Below are 15,333 nucleotides of genomic sequence, written 5' to 3' on the forward strand. Positions count from 1 at the left end.
CAGCTGTTTCTTCTTTATATTCTGAAGAATTGTTTGGGCTATTTTGGTTAGATTTTGGACTTGGGAGATACCCAGCCACTTTCGTGTCTTTTTTATCTTCCATCCGAATCCCTCACTTTCAGTAATAGGAGCATTAATTATTGTTTGTAACTTTCATCATTTTAGTATGGTAAAATAAAGTTAAAAAATTGGCAGTTGAAGGTGAATACAGATGAGGAAAAGATTTGGCATTGATATTGATGGTACGGTAACGTGTCCATCGGCACTTGTACCGTTTATTAATGAAGGATTTGGGCTAAACATTACATTAGAGGATATTATAGAATATGACCTAAATAAGGTGGTTAAAGTACCTGAGGAAAAACTTTCAAAATGGTTTGTTGAAAACGAGCCCATCATTTATGAGCAATCCCCACTTGCAGATGGGGCAGAAAAAATACTTAATATATGGAAAAAGGAACATGAGTTATTTTTTATTAGTGCAAGAGGTTCTCACCTTCTAGAAAACACAAAGAAATGGTTTAGTAAAAAGGGCCTGTCCTACAATCATATAGAATTAATTGGGTCGCATGATAAGGTAGCCACAGCAAAACGACATCAAGTGGATATTTTTCTCGAGGATAAACATGACAATGCTGTCATGATCCATGAGGAATGTGACATTCCTGTCCTTTTGTTTAATACACCTTATAACCAGGACCCAATTCCAAAAGGTGTCATACGTGTTAATAATTGGTTGGAAGCGAATAATTGGGTTAAAAATTGGCTTCGGTAAATAGCAACAAACAGCATGGCATTTGCCATGCTGTTTGTATTTAATGACACTCTGGACAACGTCCATAAATCTCGAATTTGTGTCCTGAAATGTCGTACCCTTTTAAATCCTCACTTAAACTGTTCATTGGGCAAGTTTCAATTTCCTTCGTCTTACCACAATCCAAACAGATAAAATGATGATGGTGCTGGTGGCGTGAACAGGAAAAGCGAAAGTGCTTTTCACCAGATAGCTCAGTCATCTCAAGAATTCCCATTTTAACAAAAAGAGAAAGATTACGATAAATGGTATCAAAGCTTAACCCTGGATAGTCTTCCTTTAATTCATCCAAAACATCCTTGGCAGTTAAATATTTATCACTATCTGCAAACAATTGAAGCATATCTTCTCTTTTTCCCGTTTGTTTAAATCCATTTTCTTTTAAGAATTGTATGGCTTCATTTACATTCACCCTGCTGCACCCCCTTGTGAAACCTGACTTTTTATCATTAATTTTTTATAAATGATTGTAAATACTAAAATAGCCACCGCAATCATAACAATCGTTCCACCAGGGGCAAGGTCTAAATAATAAGAGCTAAACAGTCCTCCAAGAACTGCTATTTCCCCAAAAATGATTGACAGGAAGATTGTTTGTTTAAATCCTTTAGCGATGCGTATACTCGCCGCCACCGGCAAAGTCATCAATGAAGAAACAAGCATTATCCCGACAATCCGCATAGAAGCAGCAATTACAAGTGCCACCATGATAATAAAGATGAAATGAATGCTCTTTGCAGCAATCCCAGAGGCTTTTGCGTGCTCTTCATCAAAAGATAACAAAAATAGCTCTTTATATAATAAAATGACCGTGACTATAACGACGATACTAATAGCAAATATAACCCATAAATCTGTACGGCTTACCGCAGAAACACTGCCAAATAAATAACTATACAGATCCGTATTAAAACCATCAGCGAGTGAAATAAAAATAACGCCAAGCCCTATTCCCCCAGATAAAATAATCGGGATAGCGAGCTCTTGGTAATGTTTATAAACGCCCCGCAGCTTTTCAATGAACAGTGAGCCCCCTACTGAAAAAACCATTCCTAAGTAAAGGGGATTAAGGCCACTTAATACAACAAAGTATTTTTCTAGTAATAAGCTGGCTGCAATACCTGCTAATGTAACATGACTTAGGGCATCCGCAATCAAAGATAGTCTCCTGACAACAATGAAGACGCCTAATAACGGTGCAAGAAATCCAATCAGGATTCCTGTTAGGAAGGCATTTTGTAAGAATTCATATTGAAAAATTCCTTGAATCATTTTAAAACGCCTCCGTGGTCATGTTGATGGGAAAGAAGATGGACATCCGTTCCATAAAATTCAGACATCCCCTCACTTTGATGCTTTTCAAATTCACTTGTTTCACCATGAAAATGTAAATGCTTGTTCAGACAAGCAACATGGGTCACTTTATCTGAAATGGTTCCAATGTCATGTGTAACTAAAAGGAGGGTAATCCCTCTCTGTTTATTTAAGTCAGCGAGCATATGGTAAAATGAGTTTACATTTTCAGCATCCACGCCAACGGTTGGCTCGTCTAGAATTAATAGCTCAGGCTCACTCACAAGTGCTCGGGCAATAAAAACTCTTTGCTGCTGCCCTCCTGACAACTCGCCTATATTTCGATTAGTAAACTTCCTCATTCCTACAGCTTCCAATGCTTCATGGACTTTTAGGGTATGCTCTTTCTTAAAAAAGCGGAACAACCCAAGCTTTTTTGTTAATCCACTAGAAACAACTTCAAAAACCGTAGCAGGGAAACCGGTATTAAATGAGTTAGCTTTTTGTGAAACATAACCGATTTGCTGCCAATCTTTAAATTTATTTATTTCTTGTCCAAATAAGCGAATTTCTCCTTTTTGCGGTTTCAATAATCCTAAAATCAATTTTAACAGTGTTGATTTCCCGGAACCGTTTGGACCGACAATCGCTAGAAATGACCGAAATGGTACAGTGACATTAATATTTTCTAGGACTGTATCTTTTTCATAGCGATAAGAAAGATTGTTTATTTCAATAACAGATTGTGATTTCATACATTCACACCTTAATTTTAAGAATCATTCCGATTTAACTTAAAGTAGTATACAATAGGATCTTATCAATGTAAAGTCTTTACCTTTACAGGGTATCGATCTCAATTTGTAACACTCTATTTTCCCCCTTCATACATTGGATGAAGGGGTGATGAGTGTGAAGATTTTTGAGAACATTATAAATCATAAGATTAATACCATTACTGGTGATGAACTTTTCAAGTATGCAGAACAGTTTAATATCCGTGTAAATCGGCAGCAGGCATATAAAGTTGCTCAATACTTAAAAGGAAAGAATGTAAATATATTTGATGATCGTGAAAGGTCAGCATTGATTAAAGAAATTGCAAAAATTGCAGGACCTGAAGTTGCAAGAGAAGTAAATAAACTTTTTGTTCAATTTACAAAATGACATTCAAAAAGCTGTGCCAAAAGCACAGCTCTTTTGTTACCCGAGTAAAATTTTATCCAGGAGGTCTTCGTTAAACTTTTGTTGACGGAGCATTTCGATTTCGAATGCGTATGGCGGTTTTTTGTTATTTTTGTCCTCGCCGACGAATGGTGTCTCGAGTATTTTTGGTATGTCAGTCAGCTGTGGGTGGTGTACGATGTAGTTAAGAGCGTTAAAGCCGATATGACCAAAGCCGATATTTTCATGACGATCTTTTCTCATCCCTACTGCGTTTTTACTATCGTTGATATGAAGAACTTTTAACTTATCTATGCCAACAATTTTATCAAATTCATTTAACACACCATCAAAATCCTCAACGATATTATAGCCGGCGTCGTGTGTATGACACGTATCAAAACATACGGAAAGCCGGTCGCTATAGTTTACGCCATCCATGATCATCGCCAATTCCTCGAACGACTTTCCACATTCAGAACCTTTGCCTGCCATTGTTTCTAAGGCTATTTGTAAGTGCTCTTTCCCCGTTAATACCTCATTTAAGCCCTCGATGATTTTCTTTATACCAGCCTCTGTACCTGCCCCAACATGTGCACCAGGGTGCAGCACGATTTGCTTTGCACCAATGGCCTCTGTTCTTTCAATTTCTGTGCGTAAGAATCTTACACCCAATTCAAACGTATCAGGATTTGTCGTATTCCCTATATTGATAATGTACGGAGCGTGGACAACAATTTCAGAAATCCCGTTCTCCTCCATATGCCTTCTGCCTGCTTCAATATTCAAATCTTCAATTTTCTTCCTTCTAGTGTTTTGCGGCGCACCCGTGTAGATCATAAAAGTATTTGCACCATATGATAGAGCTTCCTCACTTGCCGCTAATAACATTTTTTTACCGCTCATTGAAACATGTGAACCTATTTTCAGCAAACCCTCTCTCTCCCTTCACTATTACTTCTTCTTTAATCTTCTTTGACGTTTTTTTATTTTGTCCATTTCCCACTGCATTTTCTTTTTGTAACCCGGCTTTACCTTTTGAGGTTTTTTGACCATAGTTTTGGCCGTCTTTTCTGCTTCATCCTCTTTCCTTACACGGGTTTTTCTTTTATTACGATCCTCTAATTCAACAAATTCCTCTTTTTTAAGATCGACGTACTTAAATTGTATTCCCATTTTTTCAAGGCGGTTTAATGCATCCTCGTCCGATATATCATATATTGTCAGGGCTACTCCCGTATTACCAGCTCTAGCAGTCCTTCCTACTCGGTGAACGTAAAAGTCCAAATCTGTAGGTAACTCATAGTTGATAATATGACTGATTCCTTCAATATCAATTCCCCTTGAAGCCAGATCAGTGGCAACAATATACTGGTACTCTAAATCTTGTATTTGCTTCATCATTTTTTTCCGTTCGCGCGGGTTTAAATCTCCGTGAACGCGAGCAACTTTAAGGCCTTTGTTAATCAAGAAGTTGGCAACTTCCTCAGCCATTTTTTTGGTATTAGTAAAAACGATGGCTAAATATGGGTTGTACTGAATAAGTGCGTCATGAACTAGTTGCTTTTTATTTCGGTGTCGGGAAGGTATTAGGTAATGGGTTAAATTTTCTGCCGTTTTCCTTTTTGCGTCAATTTGAATGGTTTTTGGATTCTCCATATACTTTTTAAGAAATGGTTTAAGTTTTTCTGGAATGGTTGCAGAGAATACAAGCATTTGTAGTTTTTCAGGCATTTTCGCTGCCACTTGATCCAGATCCTCAATAAATCCCATATCAAGCATCATATCCGCTTCATCCACTACAAGTATGTCGGAAGTATGGACAAAGAGTGCTTGTTCAACCATGAGGTCTTTTATTCTACCTGGAGTTCCTACCACAATATGGGGCTGAATCTTTAATTTATCAATAGTTCTTTGCTTGTCAGTTCCACCAATATAACATCTAGTCATGATTGCCTTATCAGGACTGCAATGCTCTGTCACCTTTAGAATTTGATGGTAAATTTGCGAAGCAAGCTCTCTTGTAGGTGCAGTGATGACAGCTTGTACCTCTTGGCGCTCAGGATTTATTTTTTCTAATATAGGCAAAACAAAAGCAAGTGTTTTCCCTGTTCCAGTTTGTGATTGACCAATTGCACTTTCATTTTTTAAAACTAATGGAATCATCCGTTCTTGAATTTCTGTCGGTTCATAAAAACCTTGTTCCTTTACTGCTTCTATAATAAATGGCTGAAAATTAAAACGCTCAAAACGATTTTGCTTCATGTTATTGCTCCTTATATATTAATATCTACCGTTTATGGAGTAAGTTTCTTACCTTAGCAAGAGCTTCCACTTTTATATCCATCATATCATTATAGTAAAGATTCATTTAAATAACCAGTTATTATCATCTTTTACCTTTAAACAACTTTTAATCAGGAAAATTTACAGTTTATCTTTGTGCTTATTCCTAAACCAATTTTAATTCGTTGCATACCTTAAATTATAAGGCTTTTTTGAGAGGGGAACGTACGATGCAGCAGCCAAGACCGAGATATTCACTGCCTGGGCATATGGGAGCCAATGTGATGGGTCCGCGACCGTTTGGAGGCCAGCAACAAGCAATGCCTCCGTATGGCGGCTACGGGCCAATGATGAGATACCCGCAAAACTTTACCGGTGGAAGACCTATGATGGGACAAACGATGGGAAGAGGCCAAGGCAGAAGAAATGGCGGTGGTTTACTTTCAAAAATACTTGGCGGGAAAAAACAAGGTAATCAAATGGGTGCTTTTAGAGGATTACAGACAGCCAGCAGGGCTGTTCCAAATGGTTCTAGAGGAGTTGGCTCCATTCTTCAAACTCTGAGTAATCCTGATGGCCTCACAGGATTTCTAAATAATACCCAACAGGTTTTAAAGACAGCCCAATCTATCGGTCCAATGATTCAGCAATATGGACCAATTGTAAAGAATCTTCCAATGATGTGGAAACTGTATAAGGGATTTAAAGATATGCCAACCGAGGAGAAATCTGAGGAAGATAGAACTGAAAAACCGATAATGGAAAAGAAATCTGTCCAAGATGAGGAAGAACCGAAGAAAAAACAAAAAAAGAAAAAAGATTTGGAAAATGAACCAGTTGTTGAAAGAAAACCTCAAAACGGTCCTTCTATTCCAAAACTATACATTTAATTGAGAGATGCTGAAAAAACAGCATCTTTTTATTTCTTTCTTATTTTCACAGGAAAAATTCACAAAAATTTCTAAGGTAAAATGTATCTTTGTATTATTTCTATTAGTTTTATATAATAATTACATAGATTCAAAGTCAAATGTTCCTTAGGAGGACTTTATTATATGCAAATTATAAAGATTTCACCCCGCGGATACTGTTATGGTGTGGTTGACGCCATGGTAGTTGCTAGAAATGCGGCATTAGATAAATCATTACCGCGTCCTATCTACATTCTTGGAATGATTGTTCATAATAAACACGTAACCGATGCTTTTGCCGAAGAGGGGATTATTACGCTTGATGGTAAAAATCGTAAGGATATTCTAGAGAAAGTTGACTCAGGCACTGTCATTTTTACAGCCCACGGTATATCTCCTGAGGTTAGGGAGCTTGCGAAAAAGAAAGGTCTTGTAACAATTGACGCAACCTGTCCAGATGTAACGAAAACTCATGATCTGATAGAAGAAAAAACAAAACAGGGATATCAGGTTATTTACATCGGGAAAAAGGGCCATCCAGAGCCTGAAGGTGCTATAGGCGTGGCTCCAGGTGCCGTACATCTTGTTGAAACACCAAGTGATGTGGAAGCCTTGGACATTACGAGTGAAAAATTAATTGTTACAAATCAAACCACCATGAGCCAATGGGATGTTGCCGATACTATGAAAAAGGTACAGGAAAAATATCCTCATGCGGAAGCTCACAATGAAATCTGCATGGCAACACAAGTTCGTCAAGAAGCAGTCGCTGGTCAGGCAACAGAAGCCGATGTGACCATTGTTGTCGGTGACCCAATGAGCAATAATTCTAATAGACTAGCACAGGTTTCTGAAGAAATTGCTGGTACAAGGGCATATCGTATTGCTGATATTTCTGAGTTAGAAATTGATTGGATAAAAGACGCAAAGCATGTGGCCGTAACCTCTGGCGCATCTACTCCGACGCCAATTACCAAAGAAGTCATTACATTTTTAGAACAATTTGATCCCAATAACGAAGCTACATGGGAACGCCGCAAAAATGTACCACTTAATAAAATATTACCTAAAGTAAAAAAATAATTTTTATCTCTTAGGACGGTCACCTTTGAGATATAAAAAAACACACGACATTTTCGTGTGTTTTTTTTATTATTTTTTTATGAACTCAGACAGGACTAGATGGATATTGTCCTAAATAGTGAATACAAGGTGTATTTGGACAATGCTAGTTGCTTTTTCAAGTACGCTGTCTGAATAACTGCTTTATTCGGACAAGGTCTGGCTGTTTTTTCGCTTTTACTGTCTGAATGCGTGCTCTTTTCGGACAAAGCCTTTTTCCACCTAAGCTGTCTGAATACCTTCTCTATTCGGACAGGCGAGCTCCTTTTTCCACCTAAGCTGTCCGAATACCTTCTCTATTCGGACAGGGCTAGCCCCATATTCCACCTAAGCTGTCCGAATACCTTCTCCATTCGGACAAGGCTAGCCCCTACTCCACATAAGCTGTCTGAATACCTTCTCTATTCGGACAGGGCTAGACCCATATTCCACCTAAGCTGTCCGAATACCTTCTCCATTCGGACAAGGCTAGCTCCCTTTGCACTCGCCTTGTCCAAATACTTACAAGTTCCCAGGTATCCCCCTTATTTTCACAGTTTTTTAAACGAATTGAAATGGATCTGTGTTGACTTCTGAAGGGAATATTTCTACTTCGTAACCAGATTCTTTGCACATTTTTGAAAGGATACTGGTAAGTCCTTTTTTCATGACTTTTTCGACATTATGACCAGGATCTATCATGTTTAACCCCTTCATCATCGCGTCATGAGCTGTATGGTAATAAATATCTCCTGTAACATAGACATCTGCGCCTTTAAACTTTGCGCTCATGAAATACTTGTTTCCATCTCCGCCCAATACAGCGACTTTCTTGACCCGCGAAGATAAGTCCCCCACTACCCTAACTTTGTCCACTTCTAAAGCTTCTTTTACCCTCTCAGCAAATTCAGCGAGTGTCATTTCCTTAACCTTCCCGATTCTACCGAGTCCAAGCACCTCACCGTTATTCTCAACTGGATAAACATCATATGCAACCTCTTCATATGGATGCACCTTTATCATCGCTGTGATTGCTCTCTTTAATAAAGACTCTGGTACAATTGTCTCAATTCTTACTTCATCCACTGCTTCTAATTGACCTTGCTGTCCGATATGTGGATTGGTGTTTTCTCCAGGTAAAAATCGACCTGTTCCATCTGTTGAAAATGAACAATGACTATAATTTCCAATAAATCCAGCACCAATGTCCCCTAAGACCTTCCTTATCTCCTTCGCATGACTTATCGGTGTAAAAACCACTAATTTCTTAAGTTTTGTTTCATATGTAGGTACCAGCACTTCTGAGTTTTCTAAACCGAGTGCTTCAGCCAGGAGATCATTTACTCCTCCTTTTGCCACATCAAGGTTAGTATGTGCTGCATAAACAGCGATATCATGCTTTAACAGTTTTTCAATCATTCTTCCCTGTACAGTGTCGGTTAAGACATTCTTAAGAGGACGAAAGATTGGCGGATGATGGGCAATAATTAGCTGTACATCTCTTTCTATGGCTTCGTCTATCACTTCTTCAAGAACATCAAGGGCAATCATTACTTTATCTATTTTCTTGTTCAAGCGTCCGATTTGTAAGCCTATTTTGTCACCTTCCATCGCAAGACCCTTGGGAGAAAACTGTTCAAATAATTGAATGATTTCATGACCATTCACTTTCTTCATTGTCCAATACCTCCTCTATAAGATTGATCTTTTTAGCAACCTCTTGTTTTTTCTCTTCCGTTTCAGCAGAGGGTGCGGCACTTTCAAGCTGTTCATAGATTCGTTTCCAATTCTTCTTTTCCAAAAGCCATTTCTTCGTAAACGGTGCTTCTTTTCTTTGCAGAAGAAAAGGTCCCACTAAAATGCCCGTTTCAAAGGGTACGTCACGATAGGGCTTTAAAGCGTCTCCTTTTTCCGCTGCAAGTATTTCATAAATTTTGTTATCCTCTTCAATGATTTCTTCTGAGATCAATTCCCACTCATTATCGATTAGCCATTGCCGAATGGCGATTGCATTGATATTTGGCTGCAGCACAAGACGCCTTACAGTAGCTAACTTTTCTTTCCCTTTATCTAAAATATCTGCAATGAGACTTCCACCCATACCCGCAATAGTAATACAATCTGCGTCGCCAGGCTGAATCACCTCTAACCCATCGCCCATTCTAACGGAAATGATGTCAGAGAGCCCCTCTGCCATTACATTTTTTTCAGCGGACTGAAATGGACCTTTTGCAACTTCTCCAGCAATCCCAAAAGAAATACGTCCGTTCTTAGCAAGGTAACTAGGCAGGTATGCATGATCAGAACCAATATCCGCTACCCTTGCACCAAAGGGAACATATTTTGCTACCGTTTCTAACCGAACTGATAATTTATCTGTATTCAAATCATTCACCACTTTTTATGTATTATTACTAGTATAAAAAAAGTCCTTTACAGAAGCAAAGGACCTTTTCATTGAAAATTATTTAATATTAGCTAACCAATCAGCCATTGCGTCAGCTTCATCTGGTTTTACGAGACCAGCTGGCATGTTCCCTCTACCATTCGTAATCACGTTTTTGATGTCATCCTTGGATAACCTGTCACCAACACCTGTTAGTGCAGGACCCATTCCCCCTTGGTATGCATCCCCGTGACAGCCTATACAAGACTTGTAAATGTCTTCAGGTGCTCTTACAACCTGTTCTGTTTCAGTACCGCCTTCTTTTTCCTTGGCAAGCTCATCCATATCCCCGAGGCCTTTGAAAGACAATAAGAACATTAGTCCGATTCCAAATACAAAAATCAGGATGTAAGGAATAACCGGATTTCGATTCATCATATAACCTCCCTTATGTACGTAAAACTGTAAATAAATAGTCTTCTACAAACAACTACTATTTTACTTTAAAAACTTCAGAAGGAAAAGCCCTAAACTTATTTTGTCACGATAATATTACTAAAAAATGCAATAAATAGCTGTTATTTTTAAAGTCAGCCCTTTTATTCTTCCCTAATATGTCAATTACTTATTTGAAGAATTAATAACATATAAAAATTTTAGTTATATTTGAATATGATTTTCTCATTCATAACATATACTGTTTAAATAATACGATAAAGATAAACCTTTCTTAGAAAAGTGATTTGTGAATTTTTTAAAAAAGGATTACTTTTACCTATTTGCAAAGTGTAAAACAATTCAGTAAAATAAATACAAATGCCAAATAGAAAGTGCTTTCATTTCCAATTCACTCATTCAAAAAAATAGTTTACCCCTAGTTAAGAAGTAAACTATCTCTTATGTTTAATTTTATTCTAAAAAGTCTTTTAGGCGTTTGCTGCGGCTAGGGTGTCGTAATTTTCGCAATGCCTTTGCTTCAATTTGTCGAATACGTTCACGGGTTACACCAAAGACTTTTCCAACCTCTTCAAGAGTACGAGTCCGCCCGTCATCAAGCCCAAAGCGTAAGCGAAGTACGTTTTCTTCCCTGTCTGTAAGTGTATCCAGTACATCTTCAAGCTGCTCTTTTAATAACTCATAGGCAGCATGCTCTGAAGGCGATGTAGCGTCTTGGTCTTCTATGAAATCACCTAGGTGAGAATCATCTTCTTCACCAATAGGAGTTTCCAGCGAGACAGGCTCTTGAGCAATTTTCAAGATTTCTCTAACTTTATCCGGTGTTAAGTCCATATCCTCGCCAATCTCTTCTGGAGTTGGTTCGCGGCCAAGGTCCTGAAGTAATTGTCTCTGCACACGGATAAGTTTATTAATGGTTTCAACCATATGCACAGGAATACGAATGGTTCTAGCTTGGTCAGCAATAGCTCGGGTAATAGCTTGGCGGATCCACCAGGTTGCATACGTACTGAACTTAAATCCTTTACGGTAGTCGAATTTTTCAACTGCTTTGATTAGTCCCATATTCCCTTCTTGAATCAAATCAAGAAATAGCATACCGCGTCCAACATACCGTTTTGCAATACTAACGACAAGACGGAGGTTAGCTTCTGCTAGGCGTCGTTTTGCTTCTTCGTCGCCTTCCTCAATACGGTTAGCTAGTTTTATTTCTTCTTCAGCAGAAAGCAGGTCTACTCGACCAATTTCTTTTAAGTACATACGAACTGGATCGTTTATCTTTACACCAGGAGGAACGCTAAGGTCATTTAAATCGAACTCATCGTCATCTCCTTTTGCTAATTGCTTAGGGTTTGGATCTTCTTCGTCACTTTCTCCTACTAATTCGATTCCTTGATCACCGAGGAATTCATAAAATTCATCCATTTGATCGGACTCTAAATCAAAATTTGCCATTCTCTCCGCAATATCATCGTAGGCAAGGACTCCGGTTTTTTTACCCAGTACCGTTAACTGATCTTTTACTTGTTCGAAGGTCAATTCATTTTCGGCCTCTTTTGAACGTGCTGATTTTTCAGCCATATGTCCCCCTCCTTCCAGAATCAAAGACATTCAAAATGGATTCTATAGCGATTTACGCAATTGACTGATTTCAGTAGCAATTGCAGCTGCTTTACTATAATCACTTAGTCGCTCTGCTTCTTTAAGTTCCACTTCTTTTTCTTTTATCTTTAACAATTTTTGATAATTCAACACCTGTTTGATATAATCAGCTAATTCTTGATTGCTCAATTCGTCATTAACTGACATCATTTCGATGTCAGCGACTATTCTTCTAAGATTTCCATCTTGAATATAGGTTAAAAATGCACTAGAATCAGGATTCATGTGTTCTTCGTAAAAACCAATTAGATAGGTTATTATTGCCTGATGTTCATCGGTATTAAACGTGTTACCCTGTAATAAGTCCTGAACCTTATAAGCGGTGTCCCGATCTTTTAACATATGGGCAATTAATCGCCTTTCAGCAGTATAATGTGCAGGTTTTAATTTGTTATCCTGTTTTATCATTACACTTGGCCTATTGGCAGGCGCTTGGTTTTGACCACTCAAATTCCTTTTTTCCGTAAAGAAAATCTGCTTTAACTGTTGTTGTAATGCGTCTAAAGAAATCGAAAATTCTGAGGCAAGTTGACGCAAATAATGATCCTTTTCAACAGCTTTTGTCAATTTACTTATTTCTTTAAGTATTGTTTCGATATAAGCAAGCCGTTCTCCTTCAATTTGAAGATTTTTTCCTCTTCGAAAGTAAAGAAATTTAAACGCCATCCATGTATGACTTGCCCCTATTACCTCATTTTGAAACTTTTCTGGACCATTTTTTTTTATATATTCATCTGGATCAAGTCCATCGGACATCATAGCAACTCTAATGGTACAACCAGCGTCATTAAGCATATTTCCTGCTCTAAAAGCTGCTTCAATTCCGGCTTTGTCCGAATCAAAGCAAATTGTAATGGACTGGGTATTTTGCCGTATTAGTGTGATATGCTCTTCTGTCAAGGAGGTACCCATTGTAGCGATACCATTTTCCACACCAGACCTGTCAGCAGCAATTACGTCTGCAAATCCTTCAAAAAGAACTGCTTGCTGCAGTTTGCGTATACTCGGTTTGGCCAAATGAAAGTTATATAAAATTTTACTTTTATTAAAGATTGCTGTTTCGGGACTATTTAAATACTTGGGCTCATCATTCCCTAAAGATCTTCCTGAAAAAGCAATACTGTTTCCATTTCGGTCAAAAATCGGAAACATAATTCGATCTCTGAAGCGATCAAAATAGGTTCCATCTCTTTCTCGCTTGATAATCAAACCGGCTTTTTCCATTAATTCTGGAGAAAAATCTCTTTTAGTAAGGAATTTATAAACAAATTCCCATGAATTTAAGGAATATCCTATTTGAAATTTATCAATCGATTCTCGGGTAAATCCTCTTTTCAGCAAATACTCTAAAGCATGTTGACCATCTTTTGTATTTACCAATAAGTGATGGTAAAATTTGGTTAACAACTCGTGCGCGTCAAGCATCGACTGAAGTTCCGGAGAAACACTCTTCCCCTTCCCATTAACGGAGAAGTTTACTTGTAAGTCAATATCAGCCTTATCAGCTAATTTAATGGCTGCTTCTAGAAACGAAATTCCTTCAAGCTCCATTAAGAATGAGAAAACATTTCCACCCGCTCCACAGCCAAAGCAATGGTAAATTTGTTTATCGGATGAAACGGAAAATGATGGGGAGTTTTCTCCATGGAAAGGACATAATCCGAAGTAATTTCGCCCTTGTTTTTTAAGTTGAATATATTCACTAATTATTTCAACAATATCAACAGACTGACGAATTTGATTAATTTTTTCTTCGGCAATCCGTTCTGCCATGAAAACATCTCCAGTGTACTTATTCTACAAAGAAATCTAAATTCCTGCATTTTTCGACATTTTTTTCTATTAGTCGTTTCACATATATTGATCGATCATCAGGATTAAAGGCTTTGATCCTTTCGATACATGTATCAGTAATATCCCCCTTTGCAGTTTGATTCATGATGAATAAGTCCGCTGCTTCTCTCTGGAATCGATAGATTTCCAAGTTAAAATACCGTATGTAGTCTTGTTATTTCCATGATAGCCATTAGAAGCGATAAAAAGAACTTTGGCGGAAAATGCAGAAGTACCTTCGACAAATTCCTTATCAATCGGACATGAATCTGCATCTACAAAAATAGTTGGAATGCCTTTTGTATAAGTAATAATTCTACATCATTCCGCATATTCCTTCTTTAAGACGCTAACTTTTTAGGAGCAGCCCCAAAAAGCTTATGTCGAATTTTTTTCTGTAGGTTCCCTTGACATCTAACAATAAATAGTTTATTCGTATACAGCCAAGTCTAAACCTAAAAGATTCATTTTTATCACAATTTTTTATTATAGTACATTCTTTTATACATTTCCATAGTTTTTTTATGGTTTAAATGAAAAACACATAATCTAAGATTATGTGTTAAGCTCTTCTTTTATGAAAGTAATTTAGAATAACATTTGCCGTTTCTTCAACTGCCTTATTGGTTACGTCAATAACTGGACAATTAATTCTATTTACTATCTTTTCAAAGAAGGTTAATTCATCACGAATTCGCTCAATATTTGCATAGCTGGCTTGATCATTTAGACCTAATGAAATTAACCGCTCACGCCTAATATTATTAAGTTTTTGAGGGCTGATTTTAAGTCCAAAGCATTTCTCTGCAGGAACCTTATACAATTCATCAGGCGGGTCAACTTCAGGAACTAACGGTACATTCGCAACTTTTAAACGCTTCAAAGCTAAATACTGGGACAACGGAGTTTTTGATGTTCTAGATACTCCAATTAAGACGATATCGGCTTTTAATATCCCTCTTGGGTCGCGTCCATCATCATATTTAACAGCAAACTCAATGGCTTCTACTTTTTTAAAGTAATCTTCATCTAGTTTCCTTACAAGTCCTGGTTCGCACAGTGGCGTTTTCCCGCTGAAAATTTGGATTTGGTCCATAATCGGACCCATTAAATCTACAGCATAAATCCCTGCTTCATCTGCCTTTTCCTTCATATACGCACGCATATCTGGTTTTACCAAAGTAAAAGCAATCATAGCGTGGTCCATCGTAACAAGTGAAACTACTTCATCAATATGTTCCTTATCCTCAACATAAGGGAATCTTTTCAATGTCATTCCTGACCCATTAAATTGGCTAATTGCCGCTTTTGTAACCAATTCAGCTGTTTCCCCTACCGAATCAGATACTACATATATGACAGGACTAATCATTCTTCCTCAACAGCTCCTCTAGAAAATCCTATTATTATTTCATTCAGGTTTTGGG

General features: G+C 37.7%; 16 protein-coding genes. 4 read left to right on the forward strand and 12 right to left on the reverse strand.

The window, feature by feature from the left end:
- The first annotated feature begins 211 nt into the window (after positions 1 to 211).
- The gene (locus BANA01_RS01445; protein ID WP_034675763.1) at positions 212 to 775 is read left to right on the forward strand and encodes a 5' nucleotidase, NT5C type; all 564 of its coding nucleotides are present in this window, start codon (positions 212 to 214) and stop codon (positions 773 to 775) included.
- A gap of 40 nt (positions 776 to 815) precedes the next feature.
- On the opposite strand, the gene zur is transcribed toward BANA01_RS01445, so the two are convergent.
- From zur to BANA01_RS01460, 3 genes are read right to left on the reverse strand one after another with little or no spacing between them, the layout of a single operon-like run.
- Entirely contained in the window at positions 816 to 1,226 is a 411-nt protein-coding gene (gene zur / locus BANA01_RS01450) for a zinc uptake transcriptional repressor Zur (protein ID WP_034675760.1), read from the reverse strand.
- Complete coding sequence (locus BANA01_RS01455) at positions 1,223 to 2,086, reverse strand: metal ABC transporter permease (protein WP_034675758.1); 864 nt, start codon at positions 2,084 to 2,086, stop codon at positions 1,223 to 1,225. Before BANA01_RS01455 ends, zur begins: the two co-directional genes overlap by 4 nt.
- The gene (locus BANA01_RS01460) at positions 2,083 to 2,862 is read right to left on the reverse strand and encodes a metal ABC transporter ATP-binding protein (protein WP_034675755.1); all 780 of its coding nucleotides are present in this window, start codon (positions 2,860 to 2,862) and stop codon (positions 2,083 to 2,085) included. Before BANA01_RS01460 ends, BANA01_RS01455 begins: the two co-directional genes overlap by 4 nt.
- A gap of 157 nt (positions 2,863 to 3,019) precedes the next feature.
- On the opposite strand from BANA01_RS01460, the gene BANA01_RS01465 reads away from it, so the two are divergent.
- Entirely contained in the window at positions 3,020 to 3,274 is a 255-nt protein-coding gene (locus BANA01_RS01465; protein ID WP_034675752.1) for a DUF2624 domain-containing protein, read from the forward strand.
- Between the two features lie 36 nt (positions 3,275 to 3,310).
- On the opposite strand, the gene BANA01_RS01470 is transcribed toward BANA01_RS01465, so the two are convergent.
- Together BANA01_RS01470 and BANA01_RS01475 are read right to left on the reverse strand one after the other, a co-directional pair.
- The gene (locus BANA01_RS01470) at positions 3,311 to 4,204 is read right to left on the reverse strand and encodes a deoxyribonuclease IV (protein WP_034675749.1); all 894 of its coding nucleotides are present in this window, start codon (positions 4,202 to 4,204) and stop codon (positions 3,311 to 3,313) included.
- A 21-nt stretch (positions 4,205 to 4,225) separates the two neighbouring features.
- Complete coding sequence (locus BANA01_RS01475) at positions 4,226 to 5,536, reverse strand: DEAD/DEAH box helicase (RefSeq protein ID WP_034675746.1); 1,311 nt, start codon at positions 5,534 to 5,536, stop codon at positions 4,226 to 4,228.
- Between the two features lie 251 nt (positions 5,537 to 5,787).
- On the opposite strand from BANA01_RS01475, the gene vrrA reads away from it, so the two are divergent.
- Both vrrA and BANA01_RS01485 read left to right on the forward strand, forming a co-directional pair.
- Entirely contained in the window at positions 5,788 to 6,447 is a 660-nt protein-coding gene (gene vrrA / locus BANA01_RS01480; RefSeq protein ID WP_034675743.1) for a VrrA/YqfQ family protein, read from the forward strand.
- Positions 6,448 to 6,612: 165 nt separating this feature from the next.
- Complete coding sequence (locus tag BANA01_RS01485; protein WP_034675741.1) at positions 6,613 to 7,551, forward strand: 4-hydroxy-3-methylbut-2-enyl diphosphate reductase; 939 nt, start codon at positions 6,613 to 6,615, stop codon at positions 7,549 to 7,551.
- 579 nt (positions 7,552 to 8,130) lie between these two features.
- Here BANA01_RS01485 and BANA01_RS01490 read toward each other — a convergent pair.
- From BANA01_RS01490 to BANA01_RS01515, 7 genes are all read right to left on the reverse strand, one after another.
- Positions 8,131 to 9,246, reverse strand: coding sequence for a Nif3-like dinuclear metal center hexameric protein (locus BANA01_RS01490; RefSeq protein WP_034675739.1), 1,116 nt, complete (start codon positions 9,244 to 9,246; stop codon positions 8,131 to 8,133).
- Positions 9,224 to 9,955 (reverse strand): tRNA (adenine(22)-N(1))-methyltransferase, encoded by a 732-nt coding sequence (locus tag BANA01_RS01495; protein WP_034675737.1) that lies wholly within the window; start codon positions 9,953 to 9,955, stop codon positions 9,224 to 9,226. Before BANA01_RS01495 ends, BANA01_RS01490 begins: the two co-directional genes overlap by 23 nt.
- Before the next feature lie 78 nt (positions 9,956 to 10,033).
- Positions 10,034 to 10,390, reverse strand: a complete 357-nt coding sequence (cccA, locus tag BANA01_RS01500; protein WP_034675735.1) for a cytochrome c550 — start codon at positions 10,388 to 10,390, stop codon at positions 10,034 to 10,036.
- Between the two features lie 474 nt (positions 10,391 to 10,864).
- Positions 10,865 to 11,992, reverse strand: coding sequence for an RNA polymerase sigma factor RpoD (gene rpoD, locus BANA01_RS01505; RefSeq protein ID WP_034675043.1), 1,128 nt, complete (start codon positions 11,990 to 11,992; stop codon positions 10,865 to 10,867).
- Between the two features lie 42 nt (positions 11,993 to 12,034).
- Positions 12,035 to 13,846 (reverse strand): DNA primase, encoded by a 1,812-nt coding sequence (gene dnaG, locus BANA01_RS01510; protein ID WP_063251330.1) that lies wholly within the window; start codon positions 13,844 to 13,846, stop codon positions 12,035 to 12,037.
- 19 nt (positions 13,847 to 13,865) lie between these two features.
- Positions 13,866 to 14,057, reverse strand: coding sequence for a hypothetical protein (locus BANA01_RS29790; protein ID WP_169803633.1), 192 nt, complete (start codon positions 14,055 to 14,057; stop codon positions 13,866 to 13,868).
- A 411-nt stretch (positions 14,058 to 14,468) separates the two neighbouring features.
- Entirely contained in the window at positions 14,469 to 15,278 is an 810-nt protein-coding gene (locus BANA01_RS01515) for a pyruvate, water dikinase regulatory protein (RefSeq protein ID WP_034675036.1), read from the reverse strand.
- Between the last annotated feature and the right edge of the window lie 55 nt (positions 15,279 to 15,333).

Origin of the sequence: Neobacillus niacini NBRC 15566 (genome assembly GCF_001591505.1) — a bacterium.
Classification (GTDB): Bacteria; Bacillota; Bacilli; order Bacillales; family Cytobacillaceae; genus Neobacillus; species Neobacillus niacini.

Bases quoted from the DNA above. Each gene is read 5' to 3' on its own strand.
- BANA01_RS01460 (WP_034675755.1), bottom strand. From the start codon at position 2,862: ATGAAATCACAATCTGTTATTGAAATAAACAATCTTTCTTATCGCTAT.
- BANA01_RS01490 (WP_034675739.1), bottom strand. From the start codon at position 9,246: ATGAAGAAAGTGAATGGTCATGAAATCATTCAATTATTTGAACAGTTT.
- dnaG (WP_063251330.1), bottom strand. From the start codon at position 13,846: ATGGCAGAACGGATTGCCGAAGAAAAAATTAATCAAATTCGTCAGTCT.
- BANA01_RS01475 (WP_034675746.1), bottom strand. From the start codon at position 5,536: ATGAAGCAAAATCGTTTTGAGCGTTTTAATTTTCAGCCATTTATTATA.
- BANA01_RS01445 (WP_034675763.1), top strand. From the start codon at position 212: ATGAGGAAAAGATTTGGCATTGATATTGATGGTACGGTAACGTGTCCA.
- cccA (WP_034675735.1), bottom strand. From the start codon at position 10,390: ATGAATCGAAATCCGGTTATTCCTTACATCCTGATTTTTGTATTTGGA.
- BANA01_RS01455 (WP_034675758.1), bottom strand. From the start codon at position 2,086: ATGATTCAAGGAATTTTTCAATATGAATTCTTACAAAATGCCTTCCTA.
- BANA01_RS01485 (WP_034675741.1), top strand. From the start codon at position 6,613: ATGCAAATTATAAAGATTTCACCCCGCGGATACTGTTATGGTGTGGTT.
- rpoD (WP_034675043.1), bottom strand. From the start codon at position 11,992: ATGGCTGAAAAATCAGCACGTTCAAAAGAGGCCGAAAATGAATTGACC.
- vrrA (WP_034675743.1), top strand. From the start codon at position 5,788: ATGCAGCAGCCAAGACCGAGATATTCACTGCCTGGGCATATGGGAGCC.
- BANA01_RS01515 (WP_034675036.1), bottom strand. From the start codon at position 15,278: ATGATTAGTCCTGTCATATATGTAGTATCTGATTCGGTAGGGGAAACA.